Source organism: Aminobacter sp. MDW-2 (assembly GCF_014250155.1).
Classification (GTDB): Bacteria; Pseudomonadota; Alphaproteobacteria; order Rhizobiales; family Rhizobiaceae; genus Aminobacter; species Aminobacter ciceronei.
In genome coordinates this window covers 1-18838 of record NZ_CP060199.1, presented here as the reverse complement: position 1 = coordinate 18838, position 18838 = coordinate 1, and the positions used below count along the sequence as shown (strand labels likewise).

The 18838-nt window shown below is 59.5% G+C and carries 21 protein-coding genes and 3 pseudogenes; 13 read left to right on the top strand and 11 right to left on the bottom strand.

The annotated features are described in order from the left end of the window. Position 1 precedes the first annotated feature (1 nt). From H5P29_RS31195 to H5P29_RS31185, 3 genes are read right to left on the bottom strand one after another with little or no spacing between them, the layout of a single operon-like run. Positions 2-301, bottom strand: coding sequence for a type IV secretion system protein VirB3 (locus H5P29_RS31195; RefSeq protein ID WP_154387083.1), 300 nt, complete (start codon positions 299-301; stop codon positions 2-4). A gap of 3 nt (positions 302-304) precedes the next feature. Further along, on the bottom strand, positions 305-598 hold the full coding sequence (locus H5P29_RS31190) for a TrbC/VirB2 family protein (RefSeq protein ID WP_210252533.1): 294 nt from the start codon (positions 596-598) through the stop codon (positions 305-307). A gap of 54 nt (positions 599-652) precedes the next feature. Beyond that, positions 653-1531: a lytic transglycosylase domain-containing protein gene (locus H5P29_RS31185; protein ID WP_246670899.1), complete on the bottom strand. Its 879-nt coding sequence runs from the start codon at positions 1529-1531 to the stop codon at positions 653-655. Between the two features lie 167 nt (positions 1532-1698). On the opposite strand from H5P29_RS31185, the gene H5P29_RS31180 reads away from it, so the two are divergent. From H5P29_RS31180 to H5P29_RS31165, 4 genes are read left to right on the top strand one after another with little or no spacing between them, the layout of a single operon-like run. After that, on the top strand, positions 1699-2280 hold the full coding sequence (locus tag H5P29_RS31180) for a hypothetical protein (RefSeq protein ID WP_185910460.1): 582 nt from the start codon (positions 1699-1701) through the stop codon (positions 2278-2280). Further along, the gene (locus H5P29_RS31175) at positions 2277-2813 is read left to right on the top strand and encodes a thermonuclease family protein (RefSeq protein ID WP_154387080.1); all 537 of its coding nucleotides are present in this window, start codon (positions 2277-2279) and stop codon (positions 2811-2813) included. Before H5P29_RS31180 ends, H5P29_RS31175 begins: the two co-directional genes overlap by 4 nt. Then, entirely contained in the window at positions 2810-3505 is a 696-nt protein-coding gene (locus tag H5P29_RS31170; protein WP_154387079.1) for a thermonuclease family protein, read from the top strand. Before H5P29_RS31175 ends, H5P29_RS31170 begins: the two co-directional genes overlap by 4 nt. A gap of 22 nt (positions 3506-3527) precedes the next feature. After that, positions 3528-4010 (top strand): hypothetical protein, encoded by a 483-nt coding sequence (locus H5P29_RS31165; protein WP_154387078.1) that lies wholly within the window; start codon positions 3528-3530, stop codon positions 4008-4010. Between the two features lie 94 nt (positions 4011-4104). On the opposite strand, the gene H5P29_RS31160 is transcribed toward H5P29_RS31165, so the two are convergent. After that, positions 4105-4446, bottom strand: a complete 342-nt coding sequence (locus H5P29_RS31160) for a hypothetical protein (RefSeq protein WP_154387077.1) — start codon at positions 4444-4446, stop codon at positions 4105-4107. 156 nt (positions 4447-4602) lie between these two features. On the opposite strand from H5P29_RS31160, the gene H5P29_RS31155 reads away from it, so the two are divergent. Next, positions 4603-6210, top strand: a complete 1608-nt coding sequence (locus H5P29_RS31155; protein ID WP_154387076.1) for an RcgA family putative transporter — start codon at positions 4603-4605, stop codon at positions 6208-6210. Beyond that, entirely contained in the window at positions 6200-7204 is a 1005-nt protein-coding gene (locus H5P29_RS31150; protein WP_185910459.1) for an RcgR family putative quorum lactone hydrolase, read from the top strand. Before H5P29_RS31155 ends, H5P29_RS31150 begins: the two co-directional genes overlap by 11 nt. A 12-nt stretch (positions 7205-7216) precedes the next feature. Here the strand turns inward: H5P29_RS31150 and H5P29_RS31145 are convergent. Further along, a pseudogene (locus tag H5P29_RS31145) lies at positions 7217-8127 on the bottom strand (IS630 family transposase). Between H5P29_RS31145 and H5P29_RS31140 the strand changes: the two are divergent. From H5P29_RS31140 to istB, 7 genes and pseudogenes are all read left to right on the top strand, one after another. Beyond that, positions 8075-8401, top strand: a pseudogene (locus tag H5P29_RS31140) (haloacid dehalogenase-like hydrolase); the annotation flags it as partial. The pseudogenes H5P29_RS31145 and H5P29_RS31140 sit on opposite strands and share 53 nt — an antisense overlap. Before the next feature lie 20 nt (positions 8402-8421). Next, on the top strand, positions 8422-8595 hold the full coding sequence (locus tag H5P29_RS31135) for a hypothetical protein (RefSeq protein WP_371818669.1): 174 nt from the start codon (positions 8422-8424) through the stop codon (positions 8593-8595). Positions 8596-8870: 275 nt separating this feature from the next. Then, on the top strand, positions 8871-10019 hold the full coding sequence (locus tag H5P29_RS31130; RefSeq protein ID WP_246670898.1) for an ABC-three component system protein: 1149 nt from the start codon (positions 8871-8873) through the stop codon (positions 10017-10019). Continuing rightward, entirely contained in the window at positions 10007-10510 is a 504-nt protein-coding gene (locus H5P29_RS31125; protein WP_154387075.1) for an ABC-three component system middle component 2, read from the top strand. The genes H5P29_RS31130 and H5P29_RS31125 overlap by 13 nt, the downstream gene beginning before the upstream one ends. Continuing rightward, the gene (locus tag H5P29_RS31120; RefSeq protein ID WP_154387074.1) at positions 10507-12378 is read left to right on the top strand and encodes an AAA family ATPase; all 1872 of its coding nucleotides are present in this window, start codon (positions 10507-10509) and stop codon (positions 12376-12378) included. Before H5P29_RS31125 ends, H5P29_RS31120 begins: the two co-directional genes overlap by 4 nt. A 316-nt stretch (positions 12379-12694) precedes the next feature. Then, positions 12695-14149: an IS21 family transposase gene (istA, locus tag H5P29_RS31115; RefSeq protein ID WP_154387132.1), complete on the top strand. Its 1455-nt coding sequence runs from the start codon at positions 12695-12697 to the stop codon at positions 14147-14149. Continuing rightward, entirely contained in the window at positions 14146-14904 is a 759-nt protein-coding gene (gene istB, locus H5P29_RS31110; protein WP_185910457.1) for an IS21-like element helper ATPase IstB, read from the top strand. Before istA ends, istB begins: the two co-directional genes overlap by 4 nt. A 49-nt stretch (positions 14905-14953) precedes the next feature. Here the strand turns inward: istB and H5P29_RS31105 are convergent, their stop codons facing one another. The 6 genes and pseudogenes from H5P29_RS31105 to H5P29_RS31085 all read right to left on the bottom strand — a co-directional run bounded on the left by H5P29_RS31105 (position 14954) and on the right by H5P29_RS31085 (position 18838). After that, positions 14954-15112: a hypothetical protein gene (locus tag H5P29_RS31105; RefSeq protein ID WP_185910473.1), complete on the bottom strand. Its 159-nt coding sequence runs from the start codon at positions 15110-15112 to the stop codon at positions 14954-14956. After that, the gene (locus tag H5P29_RS31100; RefSeq protein ID WP_154387613.1) at positions 15109-15582 is read right to left on the bottom strand and encodes a MaoC/PaaZ C-terminal domain-containing protein; all 474 of its coding nucleotides are present in this window, start codon (positions 15580-15582) and stop codon (positions 15109-15111) included. Before H5P29_RS31100 ends, H5P29_RS31105 begins: the two co-directional genes overlap by 4 nt. Continuing rightward, positions 15579-16814 (bottom strand): CaiB/BaiF CoA-transferase family protein, encoded by a 1236-nt coding sequence (locus H5P29_RS31095; RefSeq protein WP_154387614.1) that lies wholly within the window; start codon positions 16812-16814, stop codon positions 15579-15581. Before H5P29_RS31095 ends, H5P29_RS31100 begins: the two co-directional genes overlap by 4 nt. A gap of 61 nt (positions 16815-16875) precedes the next feature. Next, positions 16876-18012: an acyl-CoA dehydrogenase family protein gene (locus H5P29_RS31090; protein WP_154387615.1), complete on the bottom strand. Its 1137-nt coding sequence runs from the start codon at positions 18010-18012 to the stop codon at positions 16876-16878. Between the two features lie 89 nt (positions 18013-18101). Next, a pseudogene (locus H5P29_RS33025) lies at positions 18102-18233 on the bottom strand (TRAP transporter large permease subunit); the annotation flags it as partial. A gap of 80 nt (positions 18234-18313) precedes the next feature. Then, positions 18314-18838: a TRAP transporter small permease gene (locus H5P29_RS31085; protein ID WP_185910456.1), complete on the bottom strand. Its 525-nt coding sequence runs from the start codon at positions 18836-18838 to the stop codon at positions 18314-18316.

The window sequence follows — 18838 nt, the reverse complement described above, 5'->3', positions numbered from 1 at the left end:
GTCAGGGTCCGTACGAATTCGTGCGCCAGAACAGCCGGTTTGGCGTGCGCGGTGTGCGGCGGCCGACCACCTGGGCGAGATCGAGGATCCGGATGTCACGGCTGCAAAGCGCGAAGAGCGCGAGATAGATCAGCGGTGCGATCAGCGCCGACCAGAAGCTCGTGCTGACGAGGAAGGCGATCAGCGTGAACCCGACGATGATGTAAAAGGCGTTGAGAGGTATCCCCCACATCATGGGCGGTCGGGTGAGGCCGATCACGAGCGGGGTCAGATTGGGCTTTTCGTCGGTGAACTCGACCATCGTTCAGTTCCCCACTGCCGCGATCATTTCGTCCACGATCGCCGGCGCGCCGAAGACGAGACCGATGCCCAGCACCACCGCACCGGCGGTGAACCAGGAGAGGCGTCCTGCGAAAGCGAGGAAGCCGAGCGCAATCACCGCGATGATCGCGAGAAGCCGTCCGAACGGGCCGGTGATGAAATCCACGATCATCTGGACCGCGGTTTCCAGCGGCGCAAAAGCGCCAGAGGATTGCGCGAATGCCGGCTCTGCGAACACCATACAGATGGCCAGCATCGTGGCGAAGGCTGTCGGCATCGGCACTGGCCGAGCAGCGAGAGAATTGGAAACGTTGTTCATGATGGCCTCCGGCTAAAAATGCATGACGCCGCCGACCCACTGGCGGCGTTCGCGCGATGTGATGACTCCGCTAGGGGGGGTTGATTGCTGCTCGTCAGCAACATCACGCGCCCTGGTCGCAGTCGCGCCAGTTCCTTCAAGGCCCATCTGGATGTTGACGACCTCGGCGACGTACCGAAGAGTCTCCTTGAATGGCGGTATGCCGCCATGCTCACGCACACGTCCCTCGCCGGCGTTGTAGGCGGCGGCGACGAGAAGCGGATTGCGGAACTCGTCGGTGAGCTCGCGGAGATAGCGCACCCCGCCATCGATGTTCTCTTCCGGATCGCAGATATCGGTCACACCGAATCGCTCGGCCGTCGCCGGCATAAGCTGCATCGGTCCGCGCGCGCCCTTGGGCGAGTTGCGCAGCCGGTCGAGCCTGCTTTCAGCGGTCACAACCGCGACGGCGAATTCCGCGTCGACATCATGCCGCTGCGTCGCTTCGATGACGAGGCGGGTGATCTCAGCAGGCGTTGCCGGCGACGGCCCGCACTCGGGCATCCCGGACGGAGAGGCACTATCAAACTGATCGTCTTTTTGCCCAAGGGCGGCGGCCTCAGATGCCGGTACGCCGATCGGTTCGATCCCCTGGTGCCGAGGAACGATCTGACCACCATCACCCAACACATAGTCGTCCGGCATCCGCGCCCAACGGGCTTCGGCAACCGTGTCGGCCGAGGACGGAACGTCATCCTCTTGCCGATCTTTTCCAGCCTCTTGATGCCTGAGAGGTGTGGATGCAGCCAGTTCGGACGCCAATGCTGCCAGGCCCGGGACAATGCATATGCTCGTGAGGATTGTCACGGCCAGAAGCGGCGCTATCGATGGTGATTTTGCTTGGTTTCCCATGGGTCCGCATCCAAAGCCTTGACGCGACAGATGCACGAATGGTTAGGCGACAGAAAAAACAATGTCAATTTGAATGTGATTTTTCTTGCAAGGAAAGAGGAGGCAGGCCAATGTGGACCGATGTGACAACTTGGAGGCGACTACAAATGAGACAAGCAGCCGGATTCATGGCGGCGATCTGCGCATGCCTGCCGGCTTATGCCACCGGACCGGTGGACGAGGCCTATGTCCGTTCGCTCGCGGCGCCCGGAAAGACCGTTCTGGTGATGGAATATTATGACGGTCAGGGGAACGTGTCGGAGCGCAAAGGCTATGCGTCGGCTTCCGGATTCAAGGCGGTGTCGCCTACTGACTTCCGCGTCGACGCCAATCTGACGGTGCACCTCTACGGCATCGAGCCTTGCACGGGCGACATGGTCAATCGCAAGGAAGGGTTTGCCGGATCCTGCGACGACTATGCTCGCCAGGGTCTGGCAACGCTGCTCCAGTCGCCCCGCGTGATCTACTGCCGTGCGTTTGTCAGCGAGACCGGCGCGCAGGCGCAGGACGCAACCTGCTACGGCTATTACAACTACCCGGGCAGCCTCGACTCGATCGACATGTTCGAGGAGCAACTGGTTTCGCTCGGCACTCACCGCGTTGCAAAGTGGCCGGACGGGACACCCACAAGGGCCGATTTGAAAGAGGCCGAGGACATCGGTCGCCGCGGCTACGGCATGTGGGCCGATCCAAGGGTTGCGGGCCGATGAAGTCCCCGGCCCTCTTCATCTCGCTGACCGTCAGCTTGACGCCGACAACGGCCGCGCCGCCTGACGGCTACTTCGAGCTGAAACCAGGCGTGACGCTCGAAAGCGGAGACAGCTGGCAGCACGGCGGCCGACACTTCCGTCTCTTCGGCGTGCAGGCCTGCCTGCGCGGAACATTTTACACCGATAGGTCGGGCACTCGTCGCGACTGTGGCGAGGCGTCTTTGGCCGTGTTGGCGGCCTACATCGCAGATACCCGTCCCGTTTGTGCGCAGGTGGCTCAAGCGATCGGAACGGTCTTTGTGTCCTGCTACGCCCCGATCGGCACCGACCGGCTCGATCTCGCCAATTTGCTGATTTCCTCGGGCTTTGCCTTTGCCTCCCTGGACGAACGCGGCCTGCCACTCCACACGCCCTACGCGGTGGTGGAGCAGGCCGCCCGGGAAAAGAAGGTCGGTCTCTGGCAATTCGACGATGTCCAGCATCCGGCGCTCCTGCTCACTCAGCGTGCAGCCGGTGGGGAGACCTCGCCATGACGTCGGTTGCCGTCAGGTCGAAAGTCGCGGCTTTGCTGCTGACCGCCCTATCCTATCCGGGCCATTCCGCGGACGTCGTCCGCGGTCAAGGACAATCTTCCGTCGAAGCAAGCTCCGTTCTCGAACTGCGCGAGACGATACGAATCGTCGGCCGGACATCTGTTATCGATGGCAGAACGCTTTGGTTCCCAAACGGCGGACACAAGGTGCTGCTGGCCTCGATCGACGCCTGTGAACTGCCGCAATGGTCCTACGATCCTCGTCGCCACGGCGGGAGCGAAATCCCGAAGCCGGTGCCGTGCGGGCCTCTCGCAAAAGCGTGGCTGAAGCGCACGGTTGGCAGCGCACAAGTGACCTGTATCGTTCGGAATCATGATGCCGACGGCGCACTCCTCGGCCACTGCTCGGCGCGCGGCCGCGATCTGGCCTTGGAGATGGTGCGCGTGGGTTGGGCCCGGGTGACCACGCCAGCGCCGGTCGGATATCTGACCTGGCAGAACTACGCCGTGTCGGCCCGGCACGGCATGTGGGCAACCTACGTGCTCGACATGCCGGAGTGGCGGCGGAAGGCGGTGGACCGGACGCTCGCAAGACGACCGATCGCTGATTTCAACCTGCTCACCGAACGTGAAAGCGAGATCTCACCGCCTTTCGCCGACGCGCGTCGGCGCCCGAAGCGAACAGACCGATAGGCTGATCGAAGGAGCTAACCCCATGAGCGTCAGGCTGATCGCGACAGCAACAATCCTCTCCGCGGCGACGTGGATGTCATTTACGGATCGTGCTGAGGCGAGCGAGTGGGGATGCGAGGTGCTCCTGTGCGCGTCATCCTCAAACCCGGCTTGGCGAGGTGTGCCGGCCTGTCACCCTCCGATGTATCGGCTGATCTCGGCGATGAAGGGCTGGGCGTTTTCGTGGCCCACCTGCCCCGAGGCCGGGACCGGCAAACCCGGCCACCAAGCTTACGACGAATGTCCCGCAGGTTGGGGCGCAGGATCCAGCAATCAGGATCATGGCGGTGGCCAAGGTGATATCTGTTTGCAGGTTCGCAATACCTGCGCCGCGGGCTTCGGCCGGCGTGACGGTTGCGAGCAAACCGTGACGATGCCCCGCCCACTCCGGGAAGATCCCTATTATTTCGACATTCGGGACGACGCCGGCAATTTCACGCGCCATTGGTTCAACCTTAGGCGCTAGCCGCCCCGGACGCGACTTGTGTTTCCATCCTCCCACAACATCGCGTTAGCTTCCCAACTGCCGGAACTGCGACTTACTCGATGAACCCTGCATCTCATTTGCGGAGGAAGCGGATCAGACTGTGCTTGTGAGGACGAAGCGTTTCCATAACGGTCGCGACATCTTCCATTTGCCCTGTGGATCGATCCGCGATCATGTTGGCCATAACGTAAATGAGCTTGCAGCGAGCGTCTTCCGCAGTCGATGGAACGATGGCGACCAGTTTCGCCAAAGCCCTTCGCTCGCGCCATCGCACAAAGACCAACATGGGGCGACATAGAAGCGAACGGCCGAGCCATCCGCGTTGTTCGAGCGCTGCCCGTTGAGCGTGTGCCCGTTTATGGTTTTCGATCATCGGCGAAATCGTGCTTTCCGAGGCATCGAAACGTCCGCCCATTTTCTCGTTCCTGGAAGTGTTGGACTGGTTTGCCCGTCCCTTGATTCGATCCTTTCCCACCGCCAATCGAGGCACCATAAAATCGTTGATCGAGACGGATGACACGATACGATATGAAGAGTAGCGAAACGGAACGAAATCAGAGCATGTAAGATATTGTTTTTAAACGGAAAGTTATTTCTCCCGCCGCCGCAGGATGGGAGTGACTTTAAGGAGTTGTTCAAGCGGTTGGCCGCTGCGGGAGCGGGGCGGCCGTTGGGCAGCGATGGATTTCCTGCAGGTCCATGGACGCCGGAGCTTCTTGCGGAGGCAATTTCTCGGATCGAACCCAATGGGATTGGGGTCGATCTCCGGACGGTTCAGCTCTGGTTTCAGGAGAACGACAAGGGAATCAGCGCTGCCAATATCCGTTGGCTTGCCAGGGTCTGCGGCTGCGATGATCCGGGTGCGACCAGCCAATGGCAGATCGAACTGAGCGCGGCACAATCGAAGCTGACGGCGAAGAGGCGAGAATTGAAGAACGCCGGCGCCGGCGTTGCCGGGTCGGTTCCAGAGCTATCAACATCTGCGAGCTTGGTAGATCAGTCAGGCCACTCACCGGAGCAGGATACTGATGCAAAGGGGGCCGCGCGGCGTTTTGGTTTGGCGCAGAGATCTGAGGCGCTCTTTAGCCGCGGATCCCCATTGAACTTGCCGGCGTCGGTGTTTGCGGGTTTCACTGCCCTTGGTTTCTTGTCCTACATTTTAGGAATTCACAGCGTGACGCATGCCCGGGCCGACGGCGTCCTCAAGCAGGTTGGGTTTCTGTGGACAGCGAATTGGACATTCGTCTTCATGGCGTTCTTGCCACTCTTTGTTGCTGTCGTGGCCGAGTTGGTCACCTTTTGGAAACAAGAAGGGCGTGTAACGCTCTTGCCCGAGGTCGACCGATTGGAAAGCGACGACGGATGGGCGCGCAACGTCGAATCGTCGGCGTATTCGTACTGGGCGGTGTTTTTGATCTGTGTGCTGTTTGCCGGTCTTCTTCAGTGGGTTGGCGTGTGCTTGGTTCCACTCCTAGAGGGTGGTGGAAACTACGCTATCGATTGGGGAAAAATAGCGATTGTGCGCCCTGAGGTCATATCGGTGCCCGTAGCCGTCGCATTCACGGGATTTGCTTACCTTTACATGTGTCTGTGTTTTTATCTGTTTTTTGTAGGCTTCATTTTGCTTTATACAGTGGCACACGATTTATGGAAAATTCGACGAGATTCGAAGCACTGGTCGGAGTCAGTTCAGCAGCACGACGCGTTCCATAAAGTCGGTCACAGGGTGATGCATGCAATTTTTCGATGCACGATCTTGGGGCTTCTGATCGCCATAGCCATGAAGCTCCAAAGCGCTTATCTGCTATCGCGAGGAGAAGACATTGTAGCTTGGCTGGCCGGCGATGCGTCTTCAGCTTTCTATGGACACGATAACGTCGATGCCAGAATGAGCTATCGAAGTCCGACGCACTATAGTAGCTTTCTTGTCGCCCTTTCCGCCTGCTTCGTTTTTGTGGATGCCTCCGTCCGCTTAGGTGGGAGATCATCCCCACGTTATACCGGCTATTGGGCGATGTCGGCGGTCGTGGCTATGCTCTTCGCCGCCTACGTATTAACCGACGCATTTACAGGCTTTTCAATTCTTCTGGGCTTAGCAGCGTTGCTTGGGATATTCAGCCTGTTCGACCCTAGGCTCGGTAGATCAAACGTAGCAGAAAGCGATCAGAGTGTACCATAGTTGGCTTGATCGATGGGATGAGCAGCGGGCGCGGCGCGGTGACGAAGGGAAGAAGGCGACCGATTTCGAACTTGACGCAGAGCGTGCCTTTCCGGATGCGAAAACTGTAGCAGGTATCGCAGAATTTTGTGTCCTCGCGGACGATGCCACCGCCGACCCAACCTTTTTCGATAATCTGAGCGGAGATGATCAGGGTTTTGAAAGACAAGGTGAATGGCTCAGATTTCCATCGGACATTTCAACTGATGTCGAAGAGAACAATGTTGTCTGGGCAAGTATCACAGACAGCGGGTCCCTAGATCAGGCTTTGGTGGTTTTCCACCATTGGAATGCGAGAGCGCGGAATCGCCAGATAGCCAGCTTTTTCTCGAAACGTGGCATCACGGTTGTCGAGATTGCCATGCCGTATCATTTCGAGCGCAGCCGACCCGGATCCCTGCACGCCGATTATATGCTTAGCGCTAACCTTGGAAGAACGATCCAATCCGTAAGGCAGGCCGTATTGGACGGTCGAAAGCTCATTCGCTGGTTGAAGCGCGAAGGCTATCGAGACATTTCGGTTCTCGGTATGAGCTTAGGTTCCTGGGTCGCAGGAATAATCGCGGCGCAAGACCTCGCGGTGTCCAAAGCCTCGTTGTTTCTGACTGCGGGTAGTCTCGCGGATATGGTTTGGACTGGGCGCGCAACACGATCGATACGTGATAGCCTTGAGCCAGCGATTGGTCTGACGGACCTCAGAAGGGCTTGGGGTCCCCTAAACTTGGAGAACTTTGCGCATAGTCTGGCACGGCTTGGTCTCGATCTTCACGTCGTGTTGGCTAAGAGGGACAAAGTAGTTTTGCCGGCGATATCGGAGAGTTTCTTAGAGAGGCTGATGGGCGCTGGAGCGAAGTTAAATATTCTGGAATTGAGCTGTGGTCACTATTCGCTCTCCATTCCTCCCTATGTTTTGTTCGCAAGCCTTAGCTTGAGACGATTTCTGTCGCGCATCTAGAGTGTGTCCGGTTTATTCGGGATCATAGCCTGCTTCTTTGAAGTAGTTTGCGCATTCGGTCGGCGTGACGAGATCGATGAGAGAGCCGACGGTGTCCCAAAGGGCGGCGATTGTCCGCTCGGCCTTTGCGCGCAGCAGCGCCTTGAGCTTCGAGAAGGCGTTCTCGATCGGATTGAAGTCGGGACTGTAGGGCGGCAGGTAGAGCAAGCTGCTCGCGCTGGCCGCCTCGATTGCGTCGCGAACGCCGGCCGCCTTGTGGGCCGGCAGGTTGTCCATGACGACGACATCGCCTGGCGCCAGGGTGGGCACCAGCACCTGCTCGACATAGGCCAGGAACACATGGCCGTTCATGGCGCCGTCATAGACGAAGGGCGCGGTCATGCCGGTCAGCCTGAGCGCGCCGGTGAAGGTGGTGGTTTTCCAATGGCCGTGCGGCAGGCCGGCCCGGCAACGCTCGCCGCGCGGCGCTCGCCCGCGCAGCCGCGCCATCTTCGTGGAGAGACCGGTCTCGTCAATGAAGACCAGCTTTGCCGGGTCGAGATCGAGCTGGCCGTCGAACCAGTCCCGCCGCCGGTTCAGAATGTCGGGGTGGTCCTGCTCCAGTGCGTGTGCGGTCTTTTTTTTGAACGTCCAGCCATGGCCGCAGAGCCAGTCGCTCAGGGCGTTGCGGCCGATGCGCATCGAGCGTTCCGCCTCGAGACGGTTCCACCATCTCGTTCAGCGTGATTGTCCTTGCGCTCATCGATCATGCTAAAGACGAAGTCCGCATACGCATCGAGCCGCGAGCCGCCCTTGCGGCCCTGCGGGCGTGGCGACAACTCGCCGATCTTCGCCCGGGCGATCCAGCGGATCGCACTCGATACCCCCACACCGGTGCTGATTAAGGAGCCGAAGGTGGAGTTTGTGGATGATGGCCCCGGCAAGCCGGTGGGGATCAACCGCTTTATCGGTCACCCTCCGATCTTCGCGTTTGGCAATTCGGACGGCGACCAGCAGATGTTGGAGTGGACCGCTGCCGGCGAAGGGGCTCGCTTCATGGGCATCGTCCACCACACCTACGCCGAACGGGAATGGGCCTATGATCGGAATTCGCACATTGGCAAGCTGGACAAGGCGCTCGACGAGGGAACGAAAAAGGGCTGGACGATCGTCGACATGAAAAATGACTGGAAAATCGTTTTTATGCCTGCGCAATAGCCTTGGCAAAGGAATGACTGATGCTGCCTGCTGATGTCGTCAAACGGTATCGCGTCGAAGACGGCAAAGGGTTTCGACTAACCGCCGATTACGAGCGGATGTCGGCAATGATTTTCGGCACGCCGCCATCTTTCGAGGCTGTTATGGCGAGCATCGAAGCAATTGAGAAATTCCTCAACGCTTCAAAGGCATGAAGCTGCGACGGACAATGGAGATCGTCACCGAACCACAAGGCAATCCCTGTGACACGCTTTGGCATCGTCCTCATAGCAGGTTTGCGCCCCCATTTCGGTCGTAACGAGAGACCTATCACAGGCCTTAAAGCCGACGTTGCTTCCGCTCGCTGCGAGCTCTAATCTATCGCACCGCCGTGGATCACCTTACGATGGCCACATGTACTCCCGTATTTCGAGGCCGACCGAAATCAACGATTGTTGACAACAACTTAGTGTAGACTTCCTATAGAAGCATGGTGGGCGACTCAGAAACTTACGCTGCACGTCACGATATCGACGCGCCTTCGAAGGGTGGCGGGCTTACAGATTTTGCGGAAGTTTTGGCCACGCCTGCCAGCCCCACCATGCTTTCTCCGAGCCAGATTCAAAGCGGGCCGCCGATTGAACCGCTGGTTCGCATCGTCACCTATGATCCCGCGCAATGGGAGACCTTTATCGACGAATGGGTCTCATCGCTCAAAACCAAGTACCATAAGGTGCTGCGCTACACCGGTGCGAACGATCGCGGGATCGATGTCGCCGGGTTCGAAGACAAGAGTTTTCTGCAAGGTGTTTGGGACAACTACCAGTGCAAGCACTACCGTGACGCCATCACGCCCGGCACGGCGTGGCCGGAAATCGGCAAGATGCTCTGGTATTCGTTTCGCGGCGACTTCGCTCCACCCCGCGCCTATTACTTCGTTGCCCCGCGCGGCACCGGAACGACGCTCACTCAATACCTCACAAATGCTCCCGCGCTAAAATCAGCTCTGATCGAGGCATGGCCGAAAGCCGTTGCCGACAAGATTACCGCAACGCAGCTCGTGAAGCTCGAAGGCAATTTCGCCGAATATGTCGACGCCTTCGACTTCTCGATCTTCCAGCCCGTGTCACCGCGAGAAATCATCGAGCAACATCGCGCCACGAGGTATTTCGTCGCGCGTTTCGGCGACGGACTGCCGCCGCGCCCTGTCGTTGGCGCGCCGCCGACCGATCTTGCTGATCACGAGAGCGTCTATGTGGCGCGCCTGCTCGCGGCCTATGCCGATCATACCAAGCAAGAAGTTGCGGGCCTTGCCGCGCTGAAGGCCTGGAAACCCCTTGAAGATCATTTCAAGCGGCAGCGCGAATGCTTCTATCACGCTGAGTCTTTGCGCGTTTTTGTTCGGGACAAAGTGGAGCCCGGCACATTCGAAGGGTTGCAAGATGAAATCTATCATGGTGTAGCGGACACCGCAGAGAGCGACCATGCTGACGGGTTTGAGCGGGTCAAGGCTGTAACACAGGCGGCGCAGAATGTTTCGCTCGACGCTCACCCGCTGGGCGCGAGCGCCCTCGTAAAAGACAAGCGCGGGATCTGCCACCAGCTTGCCAACGAAGACCGCCTTAAATGGACGAAGTAGCCCGCGACCAGTTTTCGCTGACATTCAACGGCCCCCTTGAGGCGGGCGTTCGCGCGGTTGCGGTCCTGGGCTTTGCATTTCCTCGCGCCTACGACATCCAGCGGTTGACGGCTTTCGACTATCTTCTGGTCCGAACGCATCAGCTGGGCGGACCCGACGATCTTCATCCGGCAACACCGATCCAGACGCCGGCAACGGAAGTTCGGCGCCGCGTGGTTCAGGATGCGCTGCACTTGATGATGACCCGCGATCTCGTCGTGCGCGTCGTCGACGAGAACGGAATCTCCTATCGCGCCGGTGAGTCGGCCGCGATGTTTCTCGATTCGCTGGAAAGGCCGTATCTCACTGCCCTGAAGAGCCGTGCGGACTGGCTCGTCTATCATCTCGCCGACTATACGGATTCAGCGCTCGATGCGTTGATGCGCAAGTTCTTCGATACCTGGGTCGTGGAGTTCCAGAATATCGAACGGAGCCTCGGTGCGCGCGCATGACAAAGGGGGTGCGCCTGCGGCATCTCAGTTTCCATGGCCCGGCGCGAAAGCCCGCCACCATCGCCTTTGGCGCTGGACTGAATGTCATCCATGGCGCTTCGAACACCGGAAAGTCTTTCATCGTCGACGCCATTGACTTCATGCTCGGCGGCAAGGGGCCGCTGCGCGATATTCCGGAACGGGTTGGATACGATAAGATCCTGCTCGCAATGGAAACGCTGGAAGGGCAACAATTCACATTGGTGAGAAGTACCGAGGGCGGAGCGTTTCGTCTCTTCGACGGTCTCTATTCAGACACGCTTCCCGAGGGCGAAGGCAAGACGCTTGGGGATGTCCACAACGAGAGGAATGAGGACAACCTTTCCGCCTACCTGCTTGCAAAGCTGGACCTTGCCCACAGACGCGTGAGACGGAACAAGCGCGGCGACACAAACAGCCTGAGCTTTCGCAATCTTGCCCGCCTTGTGATCATCAACGAAGAAGAGATCATCCAGCAGCGCTCGCCGCTGTCGGACGGCAACTACACGGCCGACACGACCAACACGTCCGTCTTCAAGCTTCTGCTGACCGGGGTTGACGACTCGACGATCTCGACCACCCAGCCGCGCACCCCGGAAGAACAAAGCCGCAGCGCCCAGCTCGATCTGTTGGACCAGTTAATCGAAAGCCACCGCCGCCAGGTCAAAGAGCTCGCCGGTCCGCCGGACGAGCTGGAAGCCCAGCGTGAGCGGCTTGAAGACTCCATGCGCTCGCAAGGCGAGCTTCTCGCGGTCACGGAATCCGAGTTCAAGGATGCCGCCGGACGCCGCAGAGGTATCGCGCGCCGCGTTGAAGAAGGAAGGGATCGGCTCACCGAAATAACCGCCCTGCTGGACCGCTTCACTTTGCTCGACGCACATTATCGTTCCGATACGGAACGATTGCGCGGGATTGAGGAGGCCGGCAGCCTTTTTGCCGCTCTTGGTGCCGGCAATTGTCCGTTCTGCGGATCAGCTCCAGAACATCATCGAAAGGCAGAATGCGATTTCGACGTCGACAAGGCGGTCGCCGCCGCCCAGTCCGAGATTCGAAAGATTGAACTGCGGCAAAGCGAACTGACACGGACGATTGAAACGCTGCGGAAAGAAGCCGTCAGCTTCGAGCGGCGCCTTCCGGTTCTTGAGGATCAGCTCGCCTCAGTGTCGGGCGAGATAGACCGTATCGTAGCTCCCAATCTACGTCAGCTCAGAACAGCTTACAGACAATTGGCCGACAAGGATGGAGAAGTGCGCGAAGCGCTCGCGATCTATCGCGGCCTGTCGGACCTTGAGAACAGAAAGGCCGCGCTCGAGCGAGAAGGCGATCAGTCGGGCGATGGCGGGAATAGTCTCAGCGATGTCGACCTTCCCAGCAGCACCGCAGACAAGTTTGCGACGATCGTCCTCGACACTCTGAAGGCTTGGCACTTTCCGGAGATCGACCGTGTCCACTTCGATGCCAAGACGCGCGACCTTGTCATCAACGGCAAGAACCGAATCTCGTTCGGCAAAGGCTTACGCGCCATTACGCAAGCAGCATTCACCGTCAGCCTTCTGCAATATTGCAGGCAATCCGACACGCCGCATCCCGGTTTTATCGTTCTTGACTCGCCGCTGCTTTCATACCGAGAGCCGGAAGGAGATGGCGACGACCTCAGCGGTACGGACCTCAATACTCATTTCTTCGAATATCTGGCTGAGCTCGATGACGATAGGCAGGTTTTGGTTGTCGAAAATACCGATCCTCCGGCCAACATTCAGGCATCAGCGCAGACCCTAAAGTTCACGAAAATCGAAGGCACGGGCCGATACGGGTTCTTTCCAATCGATCCCGCGCCACGAGCGCCGTAGCGGGGATCGGCATGCAGTTCGACGCGGCCTGGAGATACGACTCGCCCGGAGGCCTTCCCCGAGTTGTGGTGAATGAGTTCAACTCGCTCGTGGGCATAATTGCCTCCCAAGGAGCGTCGCGAAAGCGAATCCTTGAGCATTTCAAGAGCTACTGAGAGCGGCGGTGAGAAAGTCTGCCACGGTAGCGGCGGGATAGTCCGGCTGCGGGCGGAGTAAAATCCGGCCACCTATTTTCCTTCTGCAACGAGCGCAGGAGGGACAGGGGATCTATACCGTGGAACGTTATCTGAAGGTCCGCCTGGCTGTTTCGGAAGGGATGAGCCAGCGCCAGGCGGCGAAGCATTTCAACATCTCGCGCGACAGCGTTTCCAAGATGCTGGCTTACTCGACGCCTCCGGGCTACCGGCGGCGGTCACCGGTGCGTCGGCCGAAGCTGGACGCATTCGTTTCGACCATCGAGCAGTGGCTTGATGAGGATCTGAAGGTTCCGCGCAAGCAGCGCCATACGGCCAAGCGGGTGTTCGACCGTCTTCGCGAGGAGCGTGGGTTCACCGGCGGCTACACGATCATCAAGGATTACATGCGCGAGCGCGAGCAGCGCCGCCAGGAAGTGTTCGTGCCGCTGTCGCACCCGCCTGGCCACGCCCAGGCCGACTTTGGCGAGGCGATGGTGGTGATCGGCGGTGTCGAGCAGAAGGCCCGCTTCTTCGTGCTCGACCTGCCGCATAGCGACGCCTGCTATGTGCGGGCCTATCCGGCGGCGGTGTCGGAGGCATGGGTGGATGGCCACATCCATGCATTCGCCTTCTTCGGGGCGGTTCCGCAGTCGATCGTCTACGACAATGACCGCTGCCTGGTGGCGAAGATCCTGCCCGACGGCACGCGCAAGCGGGCGGCGCTGTTCAGCGGCTTCCTGTCCCATTACCTGATCCGGGATCGCTATGGCCGTCCGGGGAAAGGCAACGACAAGGGGAACGTCGAAGGGCTTGTCGGCTATGCCCGGCGCAACTTCATGGTGCCGATCCCGCACTTTGCGACATGGGGTGCGTTCAATGCCTGGCTGGAAGAGCAATGCCGCAAGCGCCAGCGCGACAGATTGCGCGGTGAGAGCGAGACGATCGGGGAGCGGCTGCAACGCGATCTCGCCGCCATGCGCCAGTTGCCGGCGTCCCCCTTCGATGCCTGCGACCAGGCCAGCGCCCGTGTCACGGCGCAATCTCTGGTCCGCTACAAGACCAACGATTATTCCGTCCCCGTCGCCTATGGCCATCAGGACGTTTGGGTCCGGGGCTATGTCGATGAAGTGGTGATCGGCTGCCGCGGCGAGATCATTGCTCGTCATCCCCGCAGTTGGGAGCGGGAAGACGTCGTCTTCGATCCTATCCATTATCTGCCGCTGCTCGAGCAGAAGATCAATGCGCTGGATCAGGCCGCTCCTCTCCAGGGCTGGGACCTGCCCGGAGAGTTCGCCACGCTGCGTCGCCTGATGGAAGCGCGCATGGCAAAGCACGGCCGGCGCGAGTATGTGCAGGTGCTGCGGCTGCTGGAAAGCTTCGACATTGGCGATCTGCACGCGGCGGTGAAGCAGGCCCTGCATCTCGGGGCCATCGGCTTCGACGCCGTCAAACATCTTCTCCTGTGCCGGGTGGAACGCCGGCCGCCACGGCTGGACCTGTCGATCTACCCCTACCTGCCGAGGGCGACGGTCGAGAAGACGTCGGCGAAGGCCTACATGCGTCTCCTGTCATCGGATGCGGGAGAAGCAGCATGAACGCCGAGGTTCCCGAGATCCTGCTCTCCCATTACCTCAAAACCCTTAAGTTGCCGACCTTCCAGCGCGAACATCAGAAGCTGGCCCGGCTATGTGCCACCGAGGGTGTCGACCATGTCGGCTATCTGACCCGGCTGGCCGAGCGGGAGATGATCGAGCGGGATCGCCGCAAGGTTGAGCGGCGCATCAAGGCGGCCAGGTTCCCGGTCGTCAAAAGCCTCGACAGCTTCGACTTCGACGCCATCCCCAAGCTGAACAGGATGCAGGTGCTGGAACTGGCGCGCTGCGAATGGATCGAGCGCCGCGAGAACGTCATCGCGCTTGGACCCAGCGGCACGGGCAAGACGCATGTCGCCCTCGGTCTCGGCCTGGCGGCGTGCCAGAAGGGCCTGTCCGTCGGCTTCACAACCGCAGCCGCCCTGGTCAGTGAGATGATGGAGGCCCGCGACGAACGGCGACTTCTGCGCTTCCAGAAGCAGATGGCCGGCTACAAGCTCCTCATCATCGACGAACTGGGCTTCGTGCCGCTTTCCAAAACCGGAGCGGAGTTGCTGTTCGAGCTGATCTCGCAACGATACGAGCGCGGTTCCACCCTGATCACCAGCAACCTGCCATTCGATGAATGGACGGAAACGTTCGGATCCGAACGCCTGACCGGCGCGCTGCTCGACCGCGTCACCCACCACGTCAACATCCTCGAGATGAACGGCGAAAGCTATCGTCTCGCCCAAAGCCGAGCCCGAAGAGCCGGCTGAAAACCCTCACGACACTCGCCGACGCCGCAAGCGCGAAACTCTGGTCGGGCTACGCCCTCCCGACGTTCCCCGCTTGCGACGCCAGGTGGCCGACTTTTACGCCGCCACGTGGCCGGAGTTTGCTCCGCCGTTGACAGATGCGTGCGACGAGCGCTGCCCGACCGTCGTTCGCAAGCTCGATCATCGGCTTGTGGTCGTCGTCGGTCATCGCGGTCCTCCCGCAGGTTCCGGGGCAGCGATTTCGACGCGCGGAACCCATTTAAGGATGTGCTCGCCAACTGTCACGACATCGCCGTGCTGGTTCTTGACTTCGACCTTGGCGCGCGTGCGAAGCCGATCCTCGTCGATCTCCGCCACTGTGTAACACACTGTTACCGTGTCGCCGAAGAAAACAGGCTTCAGCATCCGGATTCGGTCATAGCCGAGCGAGACCGGCGTCGAATCGATACCTCGTTCGAGGCTGCGCTCGATCAGCAGCGATGATGTCGTCGACATGAAGCCGATCATCAGCGCCCCGTGGGCGATGCGATGCCCGTAGTGGGACGTACGCATGAACTCTTCATCGACATGATTGCCGCCGAGATCGCCGGTGATACCAGCGAAAAGGTAAACATCGCTCTCGGACACCGTTTTGGAGAAGCGGACGCTTTCTCCGATCTTTACGTTCATATAGTTCATCGGGACGCTCCGTTCTGGTTGGATTTATAGGGTGAACTGATTAGGGCGCCTGCTTCCAAGAACGCTGCGATCTCCGTCACAGTGAAGCCGAGGGACCGAAGAATCTCCTCGCTATGCTCTCCCACGTCTGGCGGCAACGTTCGGAGCTCGGGCACCATGCCGTCGTATTTCAGGGGGTGGTTTACGATCGTCGCCTCGCCCGAGCGAACCGGAATCCTGCGGAAGATCCCGTTGTGGACGGCCTGCGGATCGACCAGAAGATCGTCGTAATCGTTCACTTTCTCGTGCCAAATCCCTGCGGCCTCGAAGACTTTCTCTAGATCGTCAAAAGTCCAACCCGCTAGCTCCTCGGCGAACGTTGCAGCGATCAGGTCTCGCTCCGCATAGGGATCCTTGGAGGCAAGCTCGGCGAGGCGGTCGCTGGCAAGCGCCGCAGCAATTTTCTCCACGGTAGTCAGCGACACGGCGACGAAAGCATCCTTCAGCTGATAGACCCCGTAAGGTGCCTCGTGAAACCACGTTCCAAGATGGGAATCGCGTTGAAACCGCTCGCGTGAGCGGTTGCCGGAGTAATACAGCGTCAGCGCCTCGGCTTGCAGGTCGATGCCGGCGTTGAACAGGCTTCCTTCGATTCGCGTGCCCTTGCCGTTCTGGAGTCTTGACGCGTACGCGGCGGCAATTCCCATGGCGAGCAGGGCTGCGCCGTGCTGGTCGACCGCCGCACAACCGGTGACGGTCGGCGTCGCGCCGGACGCGGCGACCAGTCCGGACCGCGCTTGAACGAGAAGGTCTTGGCCAGGCCGGTCGCGCAACGGCCCGTCAGCGCCAAACCCGGTCGCCGAGGCGTAGATGATGTCCGGCTTGATCGCCTTTGTCGCCTCGTAGCCAAGGTTCAACCGATCCATGACGCCGGGTCGGTAGTTTTCCACGATGACGTCGGCGGTCTCGATTAGCCTCCGCAGCACCTCGGCGCTACTGGGATGTTTCAGGTCAATCGCGATGGATCGCTTGTTGCGGTTTGCAGAAAGGAAAAAGGCGCTGACATCCTCGATGAAGGTCGAAGCGCCCGCCCAATGGCGTTCGAAGGCGCCGGTTTTCGGCTCGACCTTGATGACGTCGGCGCCGAGATCGGCAAGATACTGGGCTGCGGCCGGGCCCTGCAGGTAATGGCAAAAACTCAGGACCCGCATGCCTTCTAAGAGGCGCGGTGCCTGCGGGTCGTTCGATGTCATCCTCATTTTCAGTCGTTCCTGTGAGTTTGATGGCTCCCACCCATCACGGGGCAATCGTGTGTCAAGCAGCGAGAAGCTGGCGCGCGATAACGATCCTTTGGATTTGGCTGGTTCCCTCCCAAATCCGGTAGACGCGTGCGTCGCGGTAGAGACGCTCGATCGTCGCCTCTTGGGAGAAGCCATGCGCCCCGTGGATTTGGAGGGCATCGTCCACAACCTTTGCGGCAAGTTCCGAAGCGAAGAGCTTAGCCTCGGCGACTTCTCGGATTAGAGGGCGGTTTGCGTCACGTGCATGCGCGGCACGGCGCGTCATGAGGCGTCCAGCCTCGATCGACACCGACATGTCGGCCAGCATAAACTGGATCGCTTGGAGGTTCGCGATCGGACCTCCGAACGCAGTGCGGTCCTTGGCGAATCGTAGTGAAAGTTCGAAGGCGGCCTGGGCAATGCCGATCGACTGGGCGGCCATTCCGATGCGCCCGGAATTCAAGGAGCTAAGCGAGCGCTTCATGCCCTCGCCCGGGGGTGCGATCATGCGGTGGTCGGGAACGAAGCAATCTTCAAAAACAAGCTCGCCTGTTTCGAGACCCCTAGTCCCCATCAGCTTGTTTTTTGCGCCGCGATGGAAGCCTTCTGATGTGGCTTCAGCAAGGAAGAGGCCAATGCCCTTACGACCCAGGTTTCGGTCGATGGTTGCTACGACAATCGCGATATCGCAGATGCCCGCAAAAGTGATGAATTGTTTCGCACCTTTGAGCAGATATCCACCATCAACTTTTCTCGCCGCTGTCTTGATCGCTGCAACGTCCGAACCAGTGTCGGCCTCCGTCTGTGCGATCGCACAAATGACCTCGCCACGTCCCATCTTCGGGACGAAATGCTCGCGATCCTCCTCATTTGCGTTAGACAGGAGAACGTCGCACATAAGCTTGTTGACCATATGCGCGTCGGCAACTGCTGCGGAACCTCTGGCGAGTTCCTCCTGCACGACGGACCAGGCGAACGTCGATGCATTTGCACCGCCATAAGGTTCGGAAAGCGTCATCGAAAGCAGACCGAGTTCGCCGAGACTCCGATAGATCTCCCGGGGGAACTCGTCTTTGATATCAATGTCGGCAGCCGTGGGCATGACGACGTCGGTGACGAACTGGCGGACCGTGTTTTGGATGAGCTTGGTCTCGTCGTCGAGATCATACATGGTGCATTACTCTTTCTAGCGGTGTGATACGTAAGCCAGCCGATCATCGCATTCGCGAGATTGACGAGCCGCTGCGAAATACCGCCTGCCTGCATGATGCTGCCGGCGAGGATGTAGAAGGGCACGGCCATCAGCGAGAACGAGTCGAGGTTCTCGAAGACGGTCTGCGCCGAAGCGACCATCGGCAGCCCCCGTGCATAGAGGCCGGCGAAAGAAAGCATGCCAATCGCAATGCCGACAGGAACGGTCAACGCCAGAAGGGCCAGAAGCGCGAAGAGAACCTGGGCGAGAAGCATCGGTCTTAATCCTCCGCGTCCGGGTGAGCTTCCAGAAGGTCTCGTTGTCCGGTCATGGCTTCAGCAGCGAGTACGAGAAGATTAAAGATGGCCAGTAGAGAGCCGACCGGCATTGCGAAGTAGACCCAGTTCATTGGGAAACGCATCACCGGCGAAAGCTCGATCGCGCTCATCTGCGTCCAGGAGAGTCCGATGCTCGCTGTAAGCGCGAAGAAGCAGAGACTCACGGCGATCGAGAAGAATTTGAAAGCGTTTCCAATGGGTCGCGGTACCATTAGTGCTAGGATCTCGACCGCGATCAGCCTGAAGTTTCGGCACAGGACGGCGACGCCGAGAAAGACGACCCAGATGATGAGGTACCGAGAAATTTCTTCGGTCCACGGTGCCGCAACGATGATTCCGAAGGACGGCAAGACAAAGCGGATTAGGACCTGTGCGAAGACCGCAGCGCTGGAGATCGCTAGGAACAGTCCGACGATCCAGCTGACAACGAGGTTCAGCCCATCTGTGAGACGTGAAATTTTCTGCAA

Coding starts and splice junctions, on each gene's coding strand:
- H5P29_RS31195 (WP_154387083.1), bottom strand. CDS start 301: ATGGTCGAGTTCACCGACGAAAAGCCCAATCTGACCCCGCTCGTGATC.
- H5P29_RS31190 (WP_210252533.1), bottom strand. CDS start 598: ATGCCGACAGCCTTCGCCACGATGCTGGCCATCTGTATGGTGTTCGCA.
- H5P29_RS31185 (WP_246670899.1), bottom strand. CDS start 1,531: ATGGGAAACCAAGCAAAATCACCATCGATAGCGCCGCTTCTGGCCGTG.
- H5P29_RS31180 (WP_185910460.1), top strand. CDS start 1,699: ATGGCGGCGATCTGCGCATGCCTGCCGGCTTATGCCACCGGACCGGTG.
- H5P29_RS31175 (WP_154387080.1), top strand. CDS start 2,277: ATGAAGTCCCCGGCCCTCTTCATCTCGCTGACCGTCAGCTTGACGCCG.
- H5P29_RS31170 (WP_154387079.1), top strand. CDS start 2,810: ATGACGTCGGTTGCCGTCAGGTCGAAAGTCGCGGCTTTGCTGCTGACC.
- H5P29_RS31165 (WP_154387078.1), top strand. CDS start 3,528: ATGAGCGTCAGGCTGATCGCGACAGCAACAATCCTCTCCGCGGCGACG.
- H5P29_RS31160 (WP_154387077.1), bottom strand. CDS start 4,446: ATGGGCGGACGTTTCGATGCCTCGGAAAGCACGATTTCGCCGATGATC.
- H5P29_RS31135 (WP_371818669.1), top strand. CDS start 8,422: ATGCTGCCTGCTGATGTCGTCAAACGGTATCGCGTCGAAGACGGCAAA.
- H5P29_RS31130 (WP_246670898.1), top strand. CDS start 8,871: ATGGTGGGCGACTCAGAAACTTACGCTGCACGTCACGATATCGACGCG.
- H5P29_RS31125 (WP_154387075.1), top strand. CDS start 10,007: ATGGACGAAGTAGCCCGCGACCAGTTTTCGCTGACATTCAACGGCCCC.
- H5P29_RS31120 (WP_154387074.1), top strand. CDS start 10,507: ATGACAAAGGGGGTGCGCCTGCGGCATCTCAGTTTCCATGGCCCGGCG.
- istA (WP_154387132.1), top strand. CDS start 12,695: ATGAGCCAGCGCCAGGCGGCGAAGCATTTCAACATCTCGCGCGACAGC.
- istB (WP_185910457.1), top strand. CDS start 14,146: ATGAACGCCGAGGTTCCCGAGATCCTGCTCTCCCATTACCTCAAAACC.
- H5P29_RS31105 (WP_185910473.1), bottom strand. CDS start 15,112: ATGACCGACGACGACCACAAGCCGATGATCGAGCTTGCGAACGACGGT.
- H5P29_RS31100 (WP_154387613.1), bottom strand. CDS start 15,582: ATGAACTATATGAACGTAAAGATCGGAGAAAGCGTCCGCTTCTCCAAA.
- H5P29_RS31095 (WP_154387614.1), bottom strand. CDS start 16,814: ATGACATCGAACGACCCGCAGGCACCGCGCCTCTTAGAAGGCATGCGG.
- H5P29_RS31090 (WP_154387615.1), bottom strand. CDS start 18,012: ATGTATGATCTCGACGACGAGACCAAGCTCATCCAAAACACGGTCCGC.